Here is a 20,065-nt window from a genome sequence, read left to right as displayed (position 1 = left end):
ACCTCCCGGACCCGACAGAGAAAGGCACGTACTCCGTGTCCGCATCCGCACCCCTGCACCTCGCCGTCGCCCTGGACGGCGCGGGCTGGCACCCGGCCGCCTGGCGCGACCCCAGCGCCCGGCCGCGCGACCTGTTCACCGCCGGCTACTGGGCCGACCTCGTCACCGAGGCCGAACGCGGCCTGCTCGACTTCGTCACGATCGAGGACGACCTCGGGCCCCAGTCCTCCCACCCCACGGAGCCGGACGACCGCACCGACCGGCTGCGGGGCCGCCTTGACGCGGTCCTCGTCGCCGCCCGGGTCGCCCCGCTCACCCGGCACATCGGGCTGGTGCCGACCGTGGTCGCCACCCACACCGAGCCCTTCCACCTCTCCAAGGCGATCGCCACCCTCGACTACGTCAGCACCGGCCGTGCCGGACTGCGCCTGAAGGTGACCGCACGCCCCGACGAGGCGGACCACTTCGGCCGCCGCACCTTCCCCCGGCTCACCCCCGACGAGTGGGACACCCCCTCCGGCCGCGAACTGATCGCCGACCTCTTCGCGGAGGCCGACGACTACGTCGAGGTCCTGCGCCGCCTGTGGGACAGCTGGGAGGACGACGCCGAGATCCGCGACGTCGCCACCGGCCGCTTCATCGACCGCGACAAACTCCACTACATCGACTTCGAGGGCCGCTGGTTCGACGTCAAGGGCCCCTCGATCACGCCCCGTCCGCCGCAGGGCCAGCCCGTCGTCACCGCGCTCGCCCACCAGAGCGTGCCGTACCGACTCGTCGGCCGCTCGGCCGACCTCGGCTACGTCACCCCGCACAGTGCCGAGCAGGCCCGCGCCGCCGTCGCCGAGATCCGTGCCGCCCAGCGAGCGGCGGGGCGGGCCGAGGAGCCGGTGCACGTCTTCGGCGACCTGGTCGTCTTCCTCGACGACACCCCCGCGGCGGCCGAGGACCGCCGGGCCCGCCTCGACGACCTCGCCGGACAGCCGTACACCAGCGACGCGGACATCTTCACCGGCACGCCCGCCCGACTGGCCGACCACCTCCAGGAACTGGCGACGGCCGGGCTCACCGGCTTCCGGCTGCGCCCCGGCGTCATCGGCCACGACCTGGAGCGGATCACCCGGGAACTCGCGCCCGAACTCAGGCGCCGAGGCGTCTTCCGGGACGCCTACGAGGCCGGCACCCTGCGCGGTCTCCTCGGCCTCACCCGCCCCGCCAACCGCTACGCCGCCTGAGGGAGTGCGCCCATGAGCAAGCCGCCGAAGCAGATCCACCTCGCCGCCCACTTCCCCGGCGTCAACAACACCACCGTGTGGAGCGACCCGAGGGCCGGCAGCCACATAGAGTTCGCCTCCTTCGCGCACTTCGCGCGCACCGCCGAACGCGCAAGATTCGACTTCCTGTTCCTCGCCGAGGGACTGCGACTGCGCGAACAGGGCGGGAAGCTCTACGACCTCGACGTCGTCGGACGGCCGGACACCTTCACCGTGCTGTCCGCGCTCGCCGCCGTCACCGACCGCCTCGGCCTGACCGGCACCATCAACTCCACCTTCAACGAGCCCTACGAGGTGGCCCGCCAGTTCGCCACCCTCGACCATCTGTCGGCCGGGCGGGCAGCCTGGAACGTCGTCACCTCCTGGGACGCCTTCACCGGCGAGAACTTCCGCCGCGGCGGCTTCCTCCCGGAGTCCGAACGCTACTCGCGCGCCAAGGAATTCCTCGCCACCGCCACCGAACTGTTCGACTCCTGGCGGGGCGACGAGATCGCCGCCGACCCGGCGACTGGCACCTTCCTCCGCGACGCCAAGGCCGGCGCCTTCGTCCACGAGGGACACCACTTCGACATCCACGGCCGCTTCAACGTCCCGCGCAGCCCCCAGGGCCGACCGGTGATCTTCCAGGCCGGCGACTCCGACGAGGGCCGCGAGTTCGCCGCCGCCGGCGCGGACGCGATCTTCAGCCGGTACGCCGACCTCGACACCGGCCGCGCGTTCTACACCGACGTCAAGTCCCGCCTCGCCAGGTACGGCCGGCACCCCGGCCAGTTGCTCATCCTGCCCGCCGCGACCTTCGTGCTCGGCGACACCGACGCCGAGGCCGAGGAACACGCCAGGGAGGTCCGCCGCCGGCAGGTCAGCGGCGCCACCGCCCTCAAGCACCTCGAACTCGTCTGGAACCGCGACCTGTCCGGCTACGACCCGGACGGCCCGCTCCCCGACATCGATCCCGACCCCTCCGGCCACCACATCGCCCGGGGCCGCGCCCAGGTCCGCATGTACCGCGACCCGCTCGCCACCGCTCGCGAGTGGCGGGAACTGGCGGCGGCCCGCAACTGGTCCATCCGCGACCTGGTCATCGAGACCGGCAACCGCCAGAACTTCGTCGGCTCCCCGGCAACCGTCGCCGGCACCATCGACCACTTTGTACAGTCCGACGCCGCCGACGGCTTCATCCTCGTCCCGCACCTCACCCCCGGCGGACTCGACGAGTTCGCCGACAAGGTCGTGCCGCTCCTCCAGGAACGCGGCGTGTTCCGCACCGAGTACGAGGGCACCACCCTGCGCGACCACCTCGGCCTGGCCCACCCGGACGCGGCGGGGGCGGCGGCCGGTGAGCGGGCGGCCTCGTGAAGCGCCTCGCCCGCGCGTCGTGCCCGCAAAAAGTACGTTGACGCGACCCTGACAGGAAAGGTTTTTCGTGGCACGCTGCGTCACGCACGTCTATCCGCACCGCTCTTCGTACCCCCACCCTGCCCGGACGGCGACGTCCGGGCACGGCAGAAGGAGACATGCGTGAGACGCCATCGCACTGCCGCGGGCATACTGCTGGCCGTCACGGCCCTGTTCACCGGAGCCCTCGTCGAGGCCGGCGCCGCCGGCGCGGCAGAGGCCGGCACCAGGCCGGCCGGGCGCACCGACGCCACCGCCGCGGGCCCCGGTTCGGGAACCGCCGTGGCGGCCCGCACCCCATCCCCCGCCGAACAGCGCTCGGCCCGCACCTTCTGGACGGCCGAACGCATGCGCGGCGCCACCCCGCTCGATCTGCTGGTGACCCCCCAGGCCGCCAAGCGGCTGAAGGCCCCCAAGGCCCCCGAGGGTCCGGTGACGACCGTGGAGCCCACGGCGGCCCCCGCCGCCTTCCCGCAGGCCGGCGGCCCGTGGACCGGCGGCGGCGCGGTCGTCAAGACGTCGGGCCGGGTGTTCTTCACCTTCCAGGGCCGCACCGCATCCTGCTCCGGCAACGCCGTGACCAGCCAGAACGCCAGCACCGTCATCACCGCCGGCCACTGCGTCAAGTACCAGGGCAGCTGGCACACCAACTGGGTCTTCGTGCCCGCCTACGACAACGGCAGCGCGCCGTACGGCCAGTGGACCGCGACCAAGACCCTCACCACCCCGCAGTGGGAGGCGAGCGAGGACATCAACCACGACGTCGGCGCCGCGGTCGTCGCCCCGCTGAACGGCCGGACGCTGACCTCGGTCGTCGGCGCGCAGGGCATCCAGTTCAACGGCGGCTACAACAAGCCGATGTACGCCTTCGGCTTCCCCGCCGCCTCCCCGTACGACGGGAGCAAGCTGATCTACTGCAGCGGCAACAGCTCCAAGGACTTCCTGTTCTCCCAGGACCACAGCCTCGCCTGCAACATGACGGGCGGCTCCAGCGGCGGTCCGTGGTTCACCGGCTTCAACGAGGCGACCGGACAGGGCATGCAGGTGTCGGTGAACAGCTTCGGCTACACGTTCCTGCCGAACCGCATGTTCGGCCCGTACTTCGGCAACGACGCCAAGGCCCTGTACGACAGGGCCCAGACCTCCTAGAGCCCTGTGCCCTCCCGTGGGGAGGGCACAGGACCGTCCGGGAGCGCGCCGTCGTGCTGGTCACCCACTGGCTGACCGACGTCGCTCTGTCCGACCGTTCCGGTCCGTTCCACGAGCGTCGGAAACTCCAGCACGACCGCGGTGCGCCGACTGTGCCCGCCCTGCGACGAGGAACGGTATTCGTCTCTTCGGCGACCCGATGGACGCCGGCCGGTCACGGGCCTACGTGGACGTACGGCGCCCAGCTCGTCACGGCCTGAGGGAGCCGTGCCCGTACGGCTCGTACCGCGGCGTGCAGCGCGGTCGCCGGGTCGGGGGCCGTGTCGGGCGAGGGAGGGCAGGGCAGGTCCTCGTACACGAGGCCGGCGACTTCCGGTGCGAGGGTGTCGTCGATGGACCACAGTGTGCCGACGACGTCCCGGAAGCCGGCGAGCTGGAGTGCGGCGGCGAAGCTGATCGCCTCGTCGGCCAGGACGATGCCGCCGCGCGAGGTCTCGCAGGCGGAGAGGAATGCGAACCGGGCGTCCGGCAGCCGGAGGTTGACGATGTCCCGCAGCGTCAGCGGGCCGTCGTGCAGGATGAGCGCGCCGCGCGAAGGGCGTCCCAGGTCCTGCATGCCGTGGCACGCGAAGTGGGCCCAGGAGCAGCGGCTGAGCGCCTCCCGTACCGAGGGCGCGGTGGCGGCGGACCCGGTGAGGAGCTGAGCGTCCGGGTGTCTCCGGTGCAGTTCCCGGGCTTCGCGCTCGGCCGCCGGGAGGTCGGCCCACCCGGGAGTCGAAGGCAGGGAGACAATGAGGCCGCGGGCGGCGTGCCCTCCCGCTGATGGCCGGCGGTGCTGCCGGGGCTGGTTCCGGGCGTGCAGCAGGGCGCGCAGCGTGGGCGTGTAGGAGGACACGACCCGGTCCAGCACGGTGTCGCCGCCGTCGTGCGGGACCTTACGCCTCGCTGCGTGCAGCGGCAGCAGCGTGAACAGGCCAGTGGGACACCACCACAGGCGGGGCCACTCTTCCCCGGGGCCCGGGGGCTCGGTATGGCCCAGGGCTTTCAGCACCGGTTCGGCGACAGCTTCCCACAGCCAGGTGAGGGTGTTCTCGATCGTCGTACGCGTCTTCAGCGGTGAGGTCTCGCCACCGACGGCACTGGTGAACTGGTCGACCCGCTCGGCCAGTTCCCGGTCCTCGAGCGTGAGGGTGAGGTCCTGTACTCCCGCCTTGGTCAGGAGGAGGGCGTGGCAGCCGTGCTCGCTCGCGCTGAGCAGCACCACTGGTCCGCGATCGGCGGCGGCGCGCAGGGTGTCGAAGGAGGGCGGGCGGAGGAAGCCGGCGAGCCCGGGCAGTTTGCGGATGCCGGCGAGGAGCTTGTCCCGCTGCCGGGCGAGGGCCGCACGCTGATCGTTCGCCCACCGGCGGTCGTGCGCCTCTGCCGCGGCCGTGCTGTACGGGCCGTCCGGCAGCCGGTCCAGCTCGTCGAGGACCTGGCGCAGCTCGTCGGCGAGTTTCGACGCCTGGGCGAGGAGCGCTTCGTGGTCCGTGCGGGTCTCCAGGGCCTGGGCGAGCAGCGCTTCATGATCGGTGCGGGTTTCCAGGGCCTGGGCGAGCAGGATGCCGCGGCCCTGTTCGAGGAGTTCCACCGCGCGTTCGGCCTGCCCGGCCCGTACGGCGACGGCGGCGGCGTGCGCGACCAGGTTCGGGAACTGCGCGATCAGGCGCTCCCGGTCGTCGCGCTTCAGGCCCCGCCAGGCCGTCAGCTCCAGTTGGTCCAGGGCGAGGGCGAAGGACTCGGCGGCGCCGGAGAAGTCCTGGGCCTCGGCCGCTATGTGCCCGGCCGCAGCGGCAGCCCGGGTACGGGCCCGGGCCGGCGCGGACTTGACGTCGGAGGCGGCGCGCAGGGCACGAATGGCCTGCTCGCGGTCGGCGGGGTCCGCGTTGATATCGAAGCGGTCCCGCAGCAGGAACCCCAGCGTGGTGAGGACGTCCGTGCGGTCCGGGTGGTTCGCGGGAAGAAGGGCGTCGGCTTCCTGCAGCGCCTCGACGGCCTCGCCCAGGACGCCGGGGTCCGAGAAGTGGCGGGCGTACGTCTTCAGGCAGTCGGCGAGGCTTCGGAGCAGGTTCGGCCGCTGGTAGTCGCCGGGCGCGCCGGCCAGGAGCGCCGCCCGGGCGGTCGCGACGGCGTCGGTCAGGTCGCGCGGGTCGCGCTTGTGTGTGAAGCGCTCCGTGAGGGCGTCGGTGAGGAGGCTCAGGCAGCCGGGCCGGTCGGGGTGGCCGTCGGTGAGGAGGGAGAGGGCGTCCCGCAGCACGGTGACCGCTTCGTCGTAGCGGTCGGTCTCCGGAGGAACGGATCCGGGGTGGCTCTGGAGCGCGGCCGCCAGGTTCATCAGCCGGCTCGGCAGATCGGGATGGTCGCGCGGGGTGATCCGTACCGCCTCGAACTGTGCTCCGAGCGCCTCGTTCGCGGAGTCGACGCTGCTGGTGTGGTGGTAGTGGTGGCTGAGTGCCGAACTGAGGTTGGTGAGGAAGGCGGCACGGTGAGGGTCGTCGTCGGGGGCTTCGTACGCCGCCTCGCGGAGGGCTCGCACCGCGAGGTCGAGCGTGTCGAGGTCTCCGTCGCGCTGGAACATCCGGATCGCGATGTGTCCCATGCCCGAAGAGGCCTTCAGCCGGCACGGGTCGCCCTCCGGGATCACCTGGGCGGCCTTGGCCGTCACGCAGTAGGCCCTCTCCAGCGAATCGGCGTTCCCGGTGTACTCGTATCTGCGGGTGAGTACGTTCCCGAGCGTGACCAGGGACTCCGCCCACATCACGTCCTGGCGCGGGTTGGCGCGTACGGCGAACAGGCACACTGCGACGGCATCGTCGAGCAGGCGCGGGTCTCCGTTCGTCTCCGCTTCCTTGAGCAGGTTGACGCCGTGAGCCGTGTAGGCGGCCAGTTCGCGCGCGGGCAGCCCCTCGCCCACCGGGTTCCCCCGTTTCGCGTACATCTCCAGCAGGGGGTCGGGTACGTGGTGCGGGGCCACCTGCCGCACTTCCCGGTAGAAGAACACGGCACGCTGGGCGTCCTCGCGTACCCGGTCGTACTGGAAGCGCCACCAATAGAAGGGTGCCAGCAGCATCGCGACGTTGAGCGCCCGCGCGCTCTCCGCCGCATCCGTGAAGGGCGCGAACCAGTCGACGGAGTAGTACAGGCGCTCGGCCAGTCGCTCTGCCTGCGGTTGACGCAGGACGGCCGGGTCGCCCTGGGAGGTGAAGGAGTCGAGTAACTCCTCCATTTCAAAGGTGAGTTCCTCGATGCTCATTGTTCCCCCCAGCGGCGCGTGGAATGCCGCCGAACTCATGACTTATCGGTATGACGAATGAGACTATTCGGTGAAGGTCGCGTGGGGGAGGGGAATGGGTGGATCAGCTGGTGTGGGTCTGCAGTGAGCTGCCGGCTGTGCGCGCGCAGGCGAAGACGGAGGGGTGGTGGCCCGAACTGGCCCGTGCCCTGGACGATGTCCGAGACGGTACGCGGCCGGTGACGGCGGTCGTGGAAGTGGTCCACGGGCACTTGGGGCTGCCGGTACGGCCGCGGGGGTACGCCCCGGTCCCAGGCCAGGTGCCCGCGCCACCACCGCCCGGCTCCTACGCCTGCCCGGGCCGTCACTGCTCGCGCACGGAGCACCGCGAGCCAGGCGGGCAGCTGCCCGAATGCCTCGTGCTCGACGAGCCGATGTCCTTCGGATGAACACCTTTCTGTCCGAACTGGGCAAGAAGCTCGCCGAACGCTGGGTGAGCCTGCTCGTCCTGCCCGGCGCGCTCTTCACCGCCCTCACCGCGGCGGGTTCGGTGCTCGGGCACCGTGACGCCCTCGACTGGCGGCGGCTGGTCCGTGCCACCGAGGACTTCACGGCTCACTACGACCACCGCCCGGTGTCGGCCGTCCTGCTGTCCGCCGCGGTCCTGGGGGCGGGGGCGGGCGTCGGGCTGCTGGCGCGCGGGCTCGGCGCCGTGGTGGAGTGGGTGTGGCTGATGTCGGGCCCGGCATGGCTGACCGGCCGGCTCGTCCGCCGGCGCCGCGACCGGTGGAGGAGCGCTTCCGGCGCCGATCCCGCCGCGCTCGCCGCATCCCGCAACGCCATCGCGCTCACCCTGCCGGACAGACCGACGTGGATCGGTGACCGGCTGCGGGCCGTGGGGGTCCGCGTCCACGGCCAGTACGGGCTCGACTTCCCTTTCGCCTGGCCCCGGTTGTGGGTCCTCCTGCCGGACAACTGCCGCAACGACCTGATCGCGGCACGCGATGCCCTGACCGGCTCATCGACGCAGAGCGGCTGGGGCCTGCTCTACCTGTGCCTGGGCACCCAGTGGTGGCCCGCCGCCCTGGCCGGCGCCGTACTCCTGCTCATGGGTCGGCGCCGCGGCCGGGAAGCGGCAGCCAACCTGGCCGACCTCACGGAGTCGGCCGTCGACCTCTACGCGGCGGACCTCGCGCTGTCGCTCGGGGTGGACCTCCCCTCCGGTTACGTCACACCCGCTCTCGGCAGACAGATCAGCGAACGCCTCCGCAAAGGGGCGTGAGACCTTACGCGACACTGTTTCCCCTCGTGTGAGGCAACGGCGGGTGAGGAGTGCCTCCGGACAGCCGTCGACCCTCCCGTGGGAAGGCCGGGAGGGACGGCGCGGCCCGCGCCAAGGGCCTGTGATGCACGTGGGAGAAGATCGTCGCCGCCGTCCGCGCGCGCAGCGGGGGATAGGCGACGGCAGCGGGGCGTCGGCGCTGCTGGACGGCCTCCTCGGATCCCTCGAAGTGGGGCACCCGGTCACCTCGCCCCGAACCCTCCTTCCGGTCGGCATCACCGGCAGGTAAAGCACCCACGAGGCAGCCACCGCGGCACGGCGGGGCCGATCACGATCCCAAGCAGGATCTCCAAGATGACGAGCAGAGGCTCGAAGATGACGAGCGGGATCCGCACCCGAGGGACCGGCCGTACGCCTTCACCCCGTGCGTACGGCTTCGCCCCGGGCCGGCCCCTCGCGCCGTACCACCCACGACACCACGAACGCGACCACCGACGCCGTCACGATCAGCGGCAGCTGGTCGCGTGCGCCGCCGCCCAGGGGCAGGGCCGCCGGCACCGCGCTGGTCAGCGGGAGTCCGGTGACCGGGGCACCGGCCGCGGCGACGCCGAGGGCGAAGGCCGGGGTGGTGCCGAAGCCGGGCAGCCCGGAGCAGGCCAGCGCGGTCGCCGCGCCCGGCAGCACCGCCGGGAAGATGGGCCCGCCGCGCAGACTGCCCAGGGCGACGCCCCAGGCCAGGCGCTTGCAGACGACGAGCGCCACCGGGGCCGCCACCGGCCGGTCGTGCGGATCCGCGGCGAGCCCGGCCGGCGCGTCCTGACCGGACAGCGCCGCCTCCACGGGCGAGCGGCCGGTGAGCAGCGCGTACGCCGTGAGGCAGACGCCGACGGCGGTGGCGCAGGCGAGGGTGCGCAGCGCGGTGTGCCGGCCGGTCCAGCGCTCGGTGCGCCGCCCAGCGCGCGGCCCAGCGTGATCACTGTCGCGATCAGCGCCGCCATCGGCACGCCCCACAGGAGCCTCGCACCCGGCCGTCTCAGGCAGCGACTCCCGCACCCGGTGCCGGAGTTCGTGCTGAAGGCCGACGAAGAAGAAGCAGGCCACCGTGATGGGCACGCCCAGCACCAGGCTGAGCAGACGCAGCCGGGCGTAGCCGCGCGTGCGCAGCACCGCCCCCAGGGTGGGCTCGGCCGCCCCCGCCCCCGCTTGGTCGGCGGCGCGGACGGCCCGCCGGGAGATCCCTCGGGTGGCCTGCCGTGCGGTGCCTCAGGCGGCCCGCCGGGTGGCCCCCCGGGCGACCGCCGACAGCAGGGACCCGATGGCCGCGCCCGTCGCCAGGTACACCACCGCGGTGCCCACCTTGGAGTCCATCGGGGCCGTCGTACGGAACGGGAGCAGCATCATCGCCACCGTCACCAGCGCGATGATCCAGCCGAAGAAGCGGCCCGCCCGCGGAGTGCCGAGGATCAGCAGATGCAGCAGCGCGGTCGCGGCGAGCGCGGCCACCGACGCGCCAGCCGCCAGCAGTCCGGTCGAGGCGTCGCCCATCGTCCCGGCGCCCTCCGGGGCGAACACCGGGATGGCGAGCGACCCGCGCACCAGCAGCACGGCGGCCACGGCGGTGAATCCGGCGACGCCCGCGGTCATGACACCGCCGGCCCACAGTCGGACGGCGTCGAGCCGGGACGCGGGCGGCGGGGCGTCCGTGGCGGGGCCACCGCCGTACGGCATCTGCCGCGGACCGGAAGTCTGGTTCGAGGGCTGCACGTTCGGTCTCCTCGCTCGGTACGGGTGCGCTATCCGTACCCCCTCGCCGTGGGGGCACTGCCCACGCTGGCCCGTTCGGGGCAGCCGGGACCAGGGCTGCGGAACCGCTCCGCCCCGAACGGGGCCCGAAGGACGCCCCCCCAGCCGTGACTCGCACGCCCGCCGACGGCCCGGCCCCGCGCGCCCGGGGTCGGCGCGGCTTCGCCGGCAGCAGCCCCGTCATGGACGACGTGACCCGGCCGGCCGGTGCGCCGCAGCACCGGACCCGCGCCGCGGACCTGACGCGCGCCCACCGAGGACCTGACCCGCGCCGAGGACCTGACCCGCGCCGAGATCTGACGCCCACCGAAAATCTGACGCCCACCGAGGGTCTGGCAGACGCCGAGGAACTGCCTCGCGCCGATGGCTTGATCTGCGCGGAAGGCGTGGGACGGCGCACGCACGGTCGCGTACGGCGCAGAGGCCGGAGCGGGATCCCGCCCCCGCGTGCGCCCTGTCCGGGGCCTTCACCGGGCGCCTACAGTGTGGCGGCACGCCTCCGCACCGGCCGATCGACACCACGGTCGACATCACGGTCGACATCACGGTCGACACCGGCCGATCGACCCGGGCGGAGCAGCCGGCAGCGACGGGCCGCCGACCGCCGCGCATCAGACACCACCCCGTGAGTTCGCTCGGGCCGCGCGACCGAGTGCGCGCGGCACCGTGCGCTCGGAGAACCACTGGAGGCAGCCGTGTCCCGACCGTGCATCGCCCTGATCGCCGACCCCACCTCGCCCGAGGGCTGCGCCGACTACCTCGCCCGCGCCGTCGAACTGCTCACCGGCGCCCCGCCGGTGCGGATCGACTCCCGGCACTTCGCGGACGGCGGATCCGGCCGCGCCGCCCGCGCCGGGGACCGGTTACGGTTGCGGGTGCCCGAGGAGCGCCTCGACGTGGTGCCCGACATCGTCGTGCTCTACGAGATCCCGCCGCACCGCCGCCGCTCCCTGGCCGCCTTCCAGCGGCTGCTGCGGGAGCACGACGTCGTCACCCTCGGCACCGGAACCGCCGCCTGGCGCACCGCGACCGAGAAGGACCGCACCGTGGAGCGCTTCCGCCGCGACGGCATCGCCCACATGGAGACCGTGGTCCTGTCCCGGCCCGCGCCGCACGAGGCCGCCGCCGCCTTCGACAAGCTCGGCCGCGACACCTGGGCCCGGCCCGTGATCGGCACCGGCGGCGACGACACCTTCCACGTCACCACCGAGGAGCAACTGAAGCAGGCCGCCGCCTACTACGCCGAGCGCGACACCGACTGGCTGCTGTCCCGGGACGCCGGCAACTTCCGGCCCGACGGCCGCCGCCACCAGTTCCGGGTCTTCGTGCTGCACGGCCAGGTGATCCACGCCCGCGAACACATCCAGCCGGAACCCGACACCCCCTGCAACACCTGCCAGGGCGCCACCCCCGTGCACATCGCCCCCGCCGACCTGCCCGCGCCGCTGGGCCGGCTCGCCGTCGCCGCCACCGCCTCGGTCGGGCTGCCGTTCGCCGGCGTCGACCTGGCGATCGAGAACGGCGGCGTGGTCTTCGAGGTCAACGTGCAGCCGGCCTTCGTGGACGGCGAACTCCCGCTGGTCGCCGTGCCGTACGTCCAGGCGCACCTCACCGCCCTGGCCGCCCGCCGCGCACCGGCGCCGGACCGGCGGCTGCCCGCCTAGGGCACGGCCTGGAGCACCGCCCCGGGCACCGTCTCGTGACCGTGGGCGAACCTCACGCCTGGGTTACGAAACGCGCAACCTCTGGTATCGGCGCGGTAAGGGGGTGACGATGGGGCCATGACTCTGGCCCAGCGCGCCCTGCAGCAACTCGAGGCCTGGCCCGACCTCACGGCGGGACCGGCCAGCTGCGGCACCGGGCGGGCACTTCGCACCGCCCACAGCGAGATCGCCCACTTCCACTCCGACCACGACGTGGACCTCCATCTCACCAGCCGGGCCCTGCGGCGCTTCGCCGCCGACCTCGCGGAGTCGACGGCGATACGCCTCCTGCCCGGCTCCCGGTGGGTGACCGTCCACCTGGACTGCGACACCGACGTCGACCTGCTCCAGACCCTGGTCAGCGTCGCCCTCAAGGCCCACCAGGGCGGGCCCGCCCCGGAGGACCTGCCGCCCGGCGGCTGCAACCTCCACCGGGTCACCGTCCTCCCGCGCGAGGGAGCGGCCACCGCCGCGCCCCGCTGACCCGCCCGGAGATCCGCCGCTTCACCCCGTGACCGGCGTGGACCGCACGGCCGGACCCGCCCTCGGGGAGAGACTGCTGCCGCACGGCGCCGACACCGTCGTCCACGACGGGGCCGGCGCGCCGCACGCGGGAGGAGCACCGAAGTGACGGGCTGGACCTGGACGTACGAGGGCTACGAGCCCGCCGACGAGCGACTGCGGGAGTCGCTGTGCACGCTCGGCAACGGCTACTTCGCCACCCGCGGCGCACTCCCCGAGTGCGTCGCGGACGATGTCCACTACCCGGGCACCTATGTGGCGGGCTGCTACAACCGGCTCACGTCCCATGTGGCAGGGCGCGGCGTCGAGAACGAGGACCTGGTCAACCTGCCCAACTGGCTCCCGCTGCGGTTCCGGCTGCGCGGACGCCCCTGGCTCACCCCCGACACCGCGACCGTGCTCGAACACCGCCAGACCGTCCACCTGGACGCGGGCGTACTGGAGCGCCTGACCCGCTACGGCCTGGGCAACGGACGCTCCCTGACGGTGCGCCAGCAGCGGCTGGTGCACATGGGTGACCCGCACATGGCGGCGCTGCGGACCGAGTTCACCGCCCAGGGCTTCAGCGGCGAACTCCATGTCGAGGCCGCCCTGGACGCCGGCGTCACCAACGCGGGCGTACCCCGCTACCGGGACCTGGACGGCCGGCACCTCACCCACGCGCACACCGGCACCGCCGCCGGTGACACCGTGTGGCTGCGCTGCCGTACCCGCACCTCCGACATCCGTATCGGCATGGCCTCCCGGCTCACCGCCGAAGGGCCCATCACGGTCCGGCACGCCCGGCCGCGCACCATCCAGCGGGCCCGGCTGCGGCTGACGGCCGGCACCCCGGCCACCGTCGACAAGACCATCGCCCTGCACACCTCCCGCGACCCGGCGATCAGCGACCCGCTGCACGCCGCGGTCGCCAGGGTCGGCCGGGCCCCCGGCTTCGACGACCTGCTCGCCACCCACCGGATCGCCTGGGCGCAGCTGTGGCGCCGGGGCGACCTGGACGTGCCGGGCGAGGCGGGCCGCATCCTGCGCCTGCACCTCTTCCACGTCCTGCAGACCCTCTCGCCGCACACCGCCGACCTCGATGTCGGCGTCCCGGCGCGCGGACTGCACGGGGAGGCCTACCGCGGCCATGTCTTCTGGGACGAGCTGTTCGTGCTGCCGTACCTCAACCTGCGCTTCCCGGAGGTCTCCCGGGCACTGCTGCACTACCGGCACCGGCGTCTGGAGCAGGCCTGCACCGCCGCCCGGGAAGCGGGCCGCCGGGGCGCGATGTATCCGTGGCAGAGCGGCAGCGACGGCCGGGAGGAGACCCAGCAGCTGCATCTGAACCCGCGCTCGGGCCGCTGGCTGCCGGACCACTCGCACCTCCAGTACCACGTCGGCTCGGCGATCGCGTACAACGTGTGGGAGTACTGCGAGGCCAGCGGCGACATCGAGTTCCGGCAGACCAAGGGCGCCGAGATGCTGCTCCAGATCGCCCGGTTCTGGGCGGACGCGGCCACCTGGGACGACCGTCTCGGACGTCACCGCATCAAGGGTGTGATGGGCCCCGACGAATACCACGACGCCTACCCCGGCGCCACCTCGCCGGGCCTCGACGACAACGCGTACACCAACGTCATGGCCGCCTGGGTGCTCACCCGCACCCTCGAACTGCTGCGCGACCTGCCGGAGCCGCCGCGCCGCGAACTCACCGAGCGCACCGGTCTCGACAGCCAGGAGCTCGCCCGGTGGGAGGAGGTCTCCCGCACCCTGCACGTGCCCTTCCACGAGGGCGTGATCAGCCAGTTCGAGGGCTATGGCGACCTGGCGGAACTGGACTGGCACGGCTACCGGCAGCAGTACGGCGACATCCGCCGCCTCGACCGGATCCTGGAGGCCGAGGGCGACACCGTCAACCGCTACCAGGCCTCCAAGCAGGCCGACGTGCTGATGCTCGGCTACCTCTTCTCGCCGCCCGAACTGCAGGGTCTCTTCGACCGGCTCGGGCTGCGCCTGGACGAGGAGACCTGGCACCGCACCGTCGACTACTACCTGCACCGCACCAGCCACGGATCCACCCTCAGCGGGCTCGTCCACGGCTGGGTGCTGGTCCGCGCCCGGCGAGCCGAGGCCTGGCAGTTCTGCCAGGAGGCGCTGCGCGGCGACATCGCCGACGTGCAGGGCGGCACCACCGGCGAGGGCATCCACCTCGGCGCCATGGCCGGCACCCTCGACCTCGTCCAGCGCGGCCTCACCGGCCTCACCACCCGCCAGGGCGCCCTCTGGCTGGACCCCGTCCCCCTGCCGGAGCTGTCCACCTACGGCTTCTCCCTGCGCTACCAGGGCAACTGGGGCGTCCGGCTGCGGCTGCGCCACTCCCAGCTGGAGATCACCCTCCCCGCCTCCGACACCACCCCCATCGACGTCCGCCTCCCGGACCGTGCGGTACGGCTGCAGCCGGGGGAGACGGGGCGGCTGGTCCTGCCGGACTGAACCGGGCCGTACCTCCGCCGTCGGGTCCGCACGAACCGGGCCGTACCTCCGCTCTCGGGTCCGCCGGGCCGTACCTCCGCCGTCGGGTCCGCACGAACCGGGCCGTACCTCCGCTCTCGGGTCCGCCGGGCCGTACCTCCGCCCTTGGGTCCGCCGGGCCGTACCTCCGCCCTCGGGTCCGCACGAACCGGGCCGTACCCCCGCCGTACGGTCCGCACGGACCGATCGGGACCCCCGCCCCGGCCGCGGAGGTAGTCTCCTGACATGCGGATCTCCGTCTCCTCCGACATGGACGAACCCGTGGCCCGCCTCCTCGTCGGCGAGCTGCGCGGCCGGGGCCACGAGGTGGTCACCCACGGGGCGCTGCGGCCCGGGGACGACTCCCAGTGGGCGGCCTGCTCCGCCGCTGCGGCGCGGGACGTCGCCGACGGCACGGCGGACCAGGCGGTCGTCTGCTGCTGGACCGGTACCGGCGCGTCGATCGCCGCCAACAAGGTGCCCGGCGTCCGGGCCGCCCTGTGCACCGACGCCTACACCGCCGATGGCGCCCGCCGCTGGAACGACGCCAACGTCCTGGCCCTGAGCCTGCGCCTGACGTCCGAGCCCCTGCTGAAGGAAATCCTCGACGCCTGGTTCGCCGCCAACCCCAGCGAGGACCCGGAGGACCGCGAGAACGTCTCCCGCGTCGCCGGCCTCGACGAGCACCGCGCCGCCGACTAGGCGACGCCCGGAAAACGGAGACCAGGAGAAGCAGGGGGGGAGAACGGCTAGCGCGGTTCACCGCCCATTCGGTGCCGGAGTGCCGCCGGACGCGCCGGTGCGCGGGACCCCGGGCGGGGCCCCGCGCACCGTGTCGTCGGGATCGGGGAGCGGGCTAGGTCCGGTCGCTCTTCGGCTTACCCCGCTGGTCCGGGGTGCCGTGCGGGGGAGGACCGAAGGGCTGGGCCGCGGTCGCCGGGGACACGTGGGAACCCGCGCGGCCCTGGGCCTGCTCCGGGCGCAGCGCCGACGGATCCCCGGAGGTCGGCTCGGCGCCCGAGTGCAACTGCTGAAGGCGGGCCGTCAGCAGCTCGGTCACCGGCAGCCGGTCGGCGTGCGTCCGCTCGTAGGCGATCAGCTCCTCCACCTCCTCGGCGCTCAGGGAGCGCACCCGGCTCTCCAGCCCGCCGATGGGCAGGTGGTCGTAGTCGGGCAGGGGCAGGGAACTGCGGCCGGGCTCGGCCATGGATCTCACTTCCTCCGTAGTGTGCCGGGTCGCTTGCCGGGTCACCTGCCGGGGCCGCCTCCGCCCCAGGCACCGCTGCTTCCGGGCGTCCAGCGGGGCCGCTCCTGCACGGAGCCCGACTGGGTCGACGAGTTGCCGAAGCTGCCCATCTCGTGCGGCAGGAGCGGGCGGCCGCCCTTCGGCACCCGGGGTACCTCGCGGGGTTCCCGGCTCTCCATGGTCTCGTGCACCGCGCCGCCCGGCGGCAGGTGCGGCTGCTCCTCGGGTCGCGGACGCGACTGCCGGAGCCTGATACGCGTACCGAGCCAGAAGCCGCCCAGCAGCAGCACCAGCAAGGCGACGGGGACCACGAACATCCCGATGCTGAGCAGTCCGCTCGGCTCGGCCAACTGCATCGTTGCGGTACTCATACCGTGCGAATACCCCTCAATTCGGTCATGAACCGGATCGGCGTGAGCGGGCCTCGCGCGTCTTGGAGCGATTGGCCTTGCGGATCGCCTCCAGCAGCTCACCCTTGGACATCCGGGACCGCCCCTCGACGTCCAGCCGCTTCGCCACCTCGTACAGGTGTTCCTTGGACGCCTGCTCGTCCACGCCCTCGCCGCTGCGACCGCCGACCTGCCGAGGCCGCGCCGACTGCGGGTCCGAGGGGCCCCGGCGACCGCCCTCCTTGCGTTCCCAGTGGTCGCCGACCTTCTCGTACGAGTGCTTCAGCGCGCCGTAGGCGACGCGGTGCGCCCGCTCGCCCTCGCCGTACTGCTCCACCGCCGAGTCGTGCGCCTTGATCCACGTCCGCTGGGCGTCCTCGGGGGAGCGCTCCAGCGTCGACGGCAGTTCCTCTCGTCCGGGCATCCGTCGCACCTCCATCGAACGCGCCGGTTCTCGGGCCGCCCGAGTGCCCGGGGGCGGAGGCGAAAAACCCCGCCGTCACCGGGGTCCGGCGCGTTTGACGGACCGCGCGGCGGCTACCCGCGCGGTGTGACTTCGACGCCATCGCGAGCAGAACTCGTCCGGTTCCTGGAAGACCGGTTCGTCTGCGCGCAGGCGTGCACGGAGTGTGCGCGGGCCTGCGCGCTGCGCGCGAGCCTGGTCGATCCGGACGGCACGACCGAACAGGAGCTGGTCCGGCGCAAGGGCATCATGTGCGCTGAGGTGTGTGACGCCACCTGCAGAGTGCTGGCCGAGCAGAGCCAGGTCGACGAGACCGGCCTGCGCGTCCAGCTGGAGTGGTGCCGCACCGTCTGCCTGGAGAGCGCGCACGTCTTCGACGGCCGCCCCGGCACCGAGGAGGCCGCCGAGGCCTGCCGCGCCTGCGCCCGCGCCTGCAGCGACTTCCTGGCCGGCCTGGGCTGACCCGCGCCCTGCCCGGCCGTCGGCCGGGGCCGCCGCCTGAGCGCCCTTCTGTACCGGCGCACGCGGTCGCTGTGGCGGCGCGTGGCGCGTCCGGCGTGCGGCTCGCTGCTCCGGTGCGCCCGCGCGCGGTACGGCGATCCGGCCCCCGCAGCGGATATCGTCACCCGGCGACCGTGTCCCACCGGCACCGCGCCGTTCCCGCACGTCCGCGTGGGCGAGCGCCGCCCGGACGCATCCCGCGGGCATCCTGCGGGGGAGGGCCGGAATCGGACCCGGTGGCCGTCCGGCACCGTACAAAGTCGGTTCATAGCACGCCATACTGGACCGGCCAGGGGAGGGCGCGGACCACCGACGGGGGCGACGGCACGCGATGGGGGAGACCAGGCTGATCCAGGGCCGCTACCGGCTGCTGGATCTGATCGGGCGCGGCGGCATGGGCGAGGTGTGGCGGGCACGCGACGAGTCGCTGGGGCGGCTGGTCGCCGTGAAGTGCCTCAAGCCGCTCGGCGAGCAGCACGACCACTCGTTCACCCGGGTGGTGCGCGAGCGGTTCCGGCGCGAGGCGCGCGTGGCCGCGGCGCTCCAGCACCGGGGCATCACCGTCGTCCACGACTTCGGCGAGTGCGACGGGGTGCTCTTCCTCGTCATGGAACTCCTCCAGGGCCGCGACCTCAGCCGGCTCCTGGAGGACAACAAGCATCACCCGCTGCCGGTCGACGAGGTCGTCGACATCGCCGAGCAGGTGTCCGCCGCCCTCGCCTACACCCACCAACAGGGCATCGTGCACCGGGATCTGAAGCCCGCGAACATCGTGCGGCTCACCGACGGCACCGTGAAGATCTGCGACTTCGGGATAGCACGCCTCGGCCACGACATCGGCTTCACCTCCCGGCTCACCGGTACCGACGTCGCCATGGGCACCCCGCACTACATGTCACCGGAACAGATCGGCGGGGACGGCGTCGACCAGCGCAGCGACCTGTACTCGCTGGGCTGTGTGCTCTACGAGATCTCCACCGGCGTTCCGCCGTTCGACCTCGACGACGCCTGGGCGATCCTGCTCGGCCACCGGGACACGCCCCCGCGCCCGCCGCGCGGCCACCGGCCCGACCTGCCCGCCTATCTCGAGCGGATCATCCTCGACCTGCTGGCCAAACGGCCCGAGCAGCGGCCCGCGGACGCCCGGGAGGTGGGTCGGCGGATCAGCGTGGCCCGGGAGACCCCGCCGTACGTCCCCACCGTCCTCGCACCCGCCGCCGACGGCGGCGTGGGCGTCGCCGAGTCGCGGCTGCCGGCCTGGACCCGTTCCCTGACCGCCGACCCCGGGGCGGGCGGCCCCGCACCGCGCGGCACGCCCCCGGACGCCGCGGCCGGTCCCTCCGCCGCGTGGACGCCCCGCCCCGTGACCGGCCCGGTCCAGGAGGAGCCCGCCGTACGGCCGGAGCCGCCCCTGCCGCCCCCCGCCGTGCTCGCCACCCTCGCCGGACGCCACAACGCGGGCCTCAGCCTCGCCCGGCTCGGCCGCTGGGAGGAGGCGGAGGAAGTACACCGGGCGGTCGCCGCCGAGCGCGAGCATCTGCTCGGCCCCGACCACCCGGACACCCTGGACAGCCGCCACCAGGTCGCCTTCACTCTCAGCCGCACCGGCCGCGCCGCCGACGCGCTGCGCGAGTACAGCCACGTCGCCCGGCTCCGCGCCCGGGTCCTCGGCCCCGACCACCCCGACACCCTGGCCGCACGCCAGGAAATGGCGTACGTCCTCGGCCAGTTGGGGCGCCCGCTCGACGCGGACCGCGTCTACACCGCGGTGCTCGCCGCGCGGGAGCGCACCATGGGACCCGACCACCCCGACACCCTGCGCTGCCGCCACAACCTCGCCTTCAACCTGGGCCGGCTCGGCCGCCTGGAGGACTCGTACCGCATGGCCTGCGAGGTGGTCGGCGACCGCGCCCGGGTGCTGGGGCCCGAGCACCCCGACACCCTCGTCAGCCGCTACGAGGTCGCCTACGCGCTCGGCCAGCTGGGCCGGTGGGCGGAGGCCCTGCACGTCTACCGTGAGGTCGCCGAGGCCCGCACCCGCGCGCTCGGCCCCGACCATCCCGACACCCTCGCCGCCCGTCACGAGGTCGGCATCTGCCTCGGCCGGCTCGGCCGCAGCGCCGAGGCACTGCGCCTCTACCGCGACCTCGTCGACGACCGCACCCGCGTCCACGGCCCGGCCCACCCCGAGACCCTGCGCGCCCGCCACGGCCTCGGCGTCAACCTCGGCCGCCTCGGCCGCTGGGAGGAGGCCCTGGTCGAGGCCCGCGACGTGTGCGCCCTCCGCGAGCGCGTGCTCGGCCCCGACCACCCGGACACCCTGGTCAGCCGCCGCGAGGTCGCCGTCGGCCTCGGCTGGCTCGGCCGCTGGCACGACGCCCTCGCCGAGTACCGCACCGTCGCCGCCGCCCGCGCCCGGGTCCTCGGCCCCGACCACCCCGACACCCTCACCAGCCGCAACGACGAGGCCCACTGCCTGGAACAACTCGGCCGCGGCCCCGAGGCGGCGGAGCTTTACCGGAGGGCGGCGGTTCCGCGACAGCAGGGGGTGTGAGCGGTGGCGGCGGGTGTGTG

17 protein-coding genes are annotated in these 20,065 nt (G+C 73.5%); 11 read left to right on the top strand and 6 right to left on the bottom strand.

Annotated features, from left to right (window positions below; genetic code table 11):
* Positions 1 to 35 precede the first annotated feature (35 nt).
* From ACIG0D_RS26405 to ACIG0D_RS26395, 3 genes are all read left to right on the top strand, one after another.
* Positions 36 to 1,235 carry an LLM class flavin-dependent oxidoreductase gene (locus ACIG0D_RS26405; RefSeq protein WP_399805531.1) on the top strand — a complete coding sequence of 400 codons (1,200 nt, stop codon included), beginning with the start codon at positions 36 to 38 and terminating at the stop codon, positions 1,233 to 1,235.
* A 12-nt stretch (positions 1,236 to 1,247) separates the two neighbouring features.
* A complete protein-coding gene (locus ACIG0D_RS26400; protein WP_399805529.1) occupies positions 1,248 to 2,630 on the top strand; it encodes an NtaA/DmoA family FMN-dependent monooxygenase in 1,383 nt (460 codons plus the stop codon).
* Between the two features lie 162 nt (positions 2,631 to 2,792).
* The gene (locus ACIG0D_RS26395; RefSeq protein ID WP_399805527.1) at positions 2,793 to 3,818 is read left to right on the top strand and encodes a peptidase; all 1,026 of its coding nucleotides are present in this window, start codon (positions 2,793 to 2,795) and stop codon (positions 3,816 to 3,818) included.
* A 214-nt stretch (positions 3,819 to 4,032) separates the two neighbouring features.
* On the opposite strand, the gene ACIG0D_RS26390 is transcribed toward ACIG0D_RS26395, so the two are convergent.
* Complete coding sequence (locus ACIG0D_RS26390; protein ID WP_399805525.1) at positions 4,033 to 7,110, bottom strand: CHAT domain-containing protein; 3,078 nt, start codon at positions 7,108 to 7,110, stop codon at positions 4,033 to 4,035.
* Positions 7,111 to 7,208: 98 nt separating this feature from the next.
* Between ACIG0D_RS26390 and ACIG0D_RS26385 the strand changes: the two genes are divergently transcribed.
* Positions 7,209 to 7,538: a hypothetical protein gene (locus tag ACIG0D_RS26385; RefSeq protein WP_399805523.1), complete on the top strand. Its 330-nt coding sequence runs from the start codon at positions 7,209 to 7,211 to the stop codon at positions 7,536 to 7,538.
* On the top strand, positions 7,535 to 8,371 hold the full coding sequence (locus tag ACIG0D_RS26380; RefSeq protein ID WP_399805521.1) for a hypothetical protein: 837 nt from the start codon (positions 7,535 to 7,537) through the stop codon (positions 8,369 to 8,371). Before ACIG0D_RS26385 ends, ACIG0D_RS26380 begins: the two co-directional genes overlap by 4 nt.
* Before the next feature lie 417 nt (positions 8,372 to 8,788).
* Here ACIG0D_RS26380 and ACIG0D_RS26375 read toward each other — a convergent pair whose 3' ends face one another.
* Entirely contained in the window at positions 8,789 to 9,538 is a 750-nt protein-coding gene (locus ACIG0D_RS26375; protein WP_399805519.1) for a hypothetical protein, read from the bottom strand.
* A gap of 96 nt (positions 9,539 to 9,634) precedes the next feature.
* Positions 9,635 to 10,135: a DUF6069 family protein gene (locus ACIG0D_RS26370; RefSeq protein ID WP_399805517.1), complete on the bottom strand. Its 501-nt coding sequence runs from the start codon at positions 10,133 to 10,135 to the stop codon at positions 9,635 to 9,637.
* Positions 10,136 to 10,869: 734 nt separating this feature from the next.
* On the opposite strand from ACIG0D_RS26370, the gene ACIG0D_RS26365 reads away from it, so the two are divergent.
* The 4 genes from ACIG0D_RS26365 (at position 10,870) to ACIG0D_RS26350 (ending at position 15,594) form a co-directional block, all read left to right on the top strand.
* Positions 10,870 to 11,838 (top strand): RimK family alpha-L-glutamate ligase, encoded by a 969-nt coding sequence (locus tag ACIG0D_RS26365; protein ID WP_399805515.1) that lies wholly within the window; start codon positions 10,870 to 10,872, stop codon positions 11,836 to 11,838.
* Positions 11,839 to 11,955: 117 nt separating this feature from the next.
* On the top strand, positions 11,956 to 12,360 hold the full coding sequence (locus ACIG0D_RS26360; protein WP_399805513.1) for a luciferase family protein: 405 nt from the start codon (positions 11,956 to 11,958) through the stop codon (positions 12,358 to 12,360).
* A gap of 144 nt (positions 12,361 to 12,504) precedes the next feature.
* Positions 12,505 to 14,874 (top strand): glycoside hydrolase family 65 protein, encoded by a 2,370-nt coding sequence (locus tag ACIG0D_RS26355; protein WP_399805511.1) that lies wholly within the window; start codon positions 12,505 to 12,507, stop codon positions 14,872 to 14,874.
* Between the two features lie 264 nt (positions 14,875 to 15,138).
* Positions 15,139 to 15,594, top strand: coding sequence for an RpiB/LacA/LacB family sugar-phosphate isomerase (locus tag ACIG0D_RS26350; RefSeq protein WP_399805509.1), 456 nt, complete (start codon positions 15,139 to 15,141; stop codon positions 15,592 to 15,594).
* A 154-nt stretch (positions 15,595 to 15,748) separates the two neighbouring features.
* Here the strand turns inward: ACIG0D_RS26350 and ACIG0D_RS26345 are convergent, their stop codons facing one another.
* Genes ACIG0D_RS26345 through ACIG0D_RS26335 form a run of 3 tightly spaced genes read right to left on the bottom strand, consistent with a single transcriptional unit; the run spans position 15,749 to position 16,951 of the window.
* Positions 15,749 to 16,099 carry a hypothetical protein gene (locus tag ACIG0D_RS26345; protein ID WP_399805507.1) on the bottom strand — a complete coding sequence of 117 codons (351 nt, stop codon included), beginning with the start codon at positions 16,097 to 16,099 and terminating at the stop codon, positions 15,749 to 15,751.
* Positions 16,100 to 16,140: 41 nt separating this feature from the next.
* Complete coding sequence (locus tag ACIG0D_RS26340; protein ID WP_399805505.1) at positions 16,141 to 16,509, bottom strand: DUF6479 family protein; 369 nt, start codon at positions 16,507 to 16,509, stop codon at positions 16,141 to 16,143.
* 25 nt (positions 16,510 to 16,534) lie between these two features.
* Positions 16,535 to 16,951 carry a ChaB family protein gene (locus ACIG0D_RS26335; RefSeq protein WP_399805503.1) on the bottom strand — a complete coding sequence of 139 codons (417 nt, stop codon included), beginning with the start codon at positions 16,949 to 16,951 and terminating at the stop codon, positions 16,535 to 16,537.
* Between the two features lie 126 nt (positions 16,952 to 17,077).
* Here ACIG0D_RS26335 and ACIG0D_RS26330 point away from each other — a divergent pair, with 126 nt between their 5' ends.
* Positions 17,078 to 17,452 (top strand): ferredoxin, encoded by a 375-nt coding sequence (locus tag ACIG0D_RS26330; protein ID WP_399805501.1) that lies wholly within the window; start codon positions 17,078 to 17,080, stop codon positions 17,450 to 17,452.
* Between the two features lie 370 nt (positions 17,453 to 17,822).
* Positions 17,823 to 20,045, top strand: coding sequence for a tetratricopeptide repeat protein (locus tag ACIG0D_RS26325; RefSeq protein ID WP_399805499.1), 2,223 nt, complete (start codon positions 17,823 to 17,825; stop codon positions 20,043 to 20,045).
* Positions 20,046 to 20,065: the final 20 nt, after the last annotated feature.

The organism is Streptomyces sp. NPDC052773 (genome assembly GCF_044547145.1).
Taxonomy (GTDB): domain Bacteria; phylum Actinomycetota; class Actinomycetes; order Streptomycetales; family Streptomycetaceae; genus Streptomyces.
The sequence above is the reverse complement of the archived record's forward strand: the minus strand, read 5'-3'. Positions and strand labels throughout refer to the sequence as shown.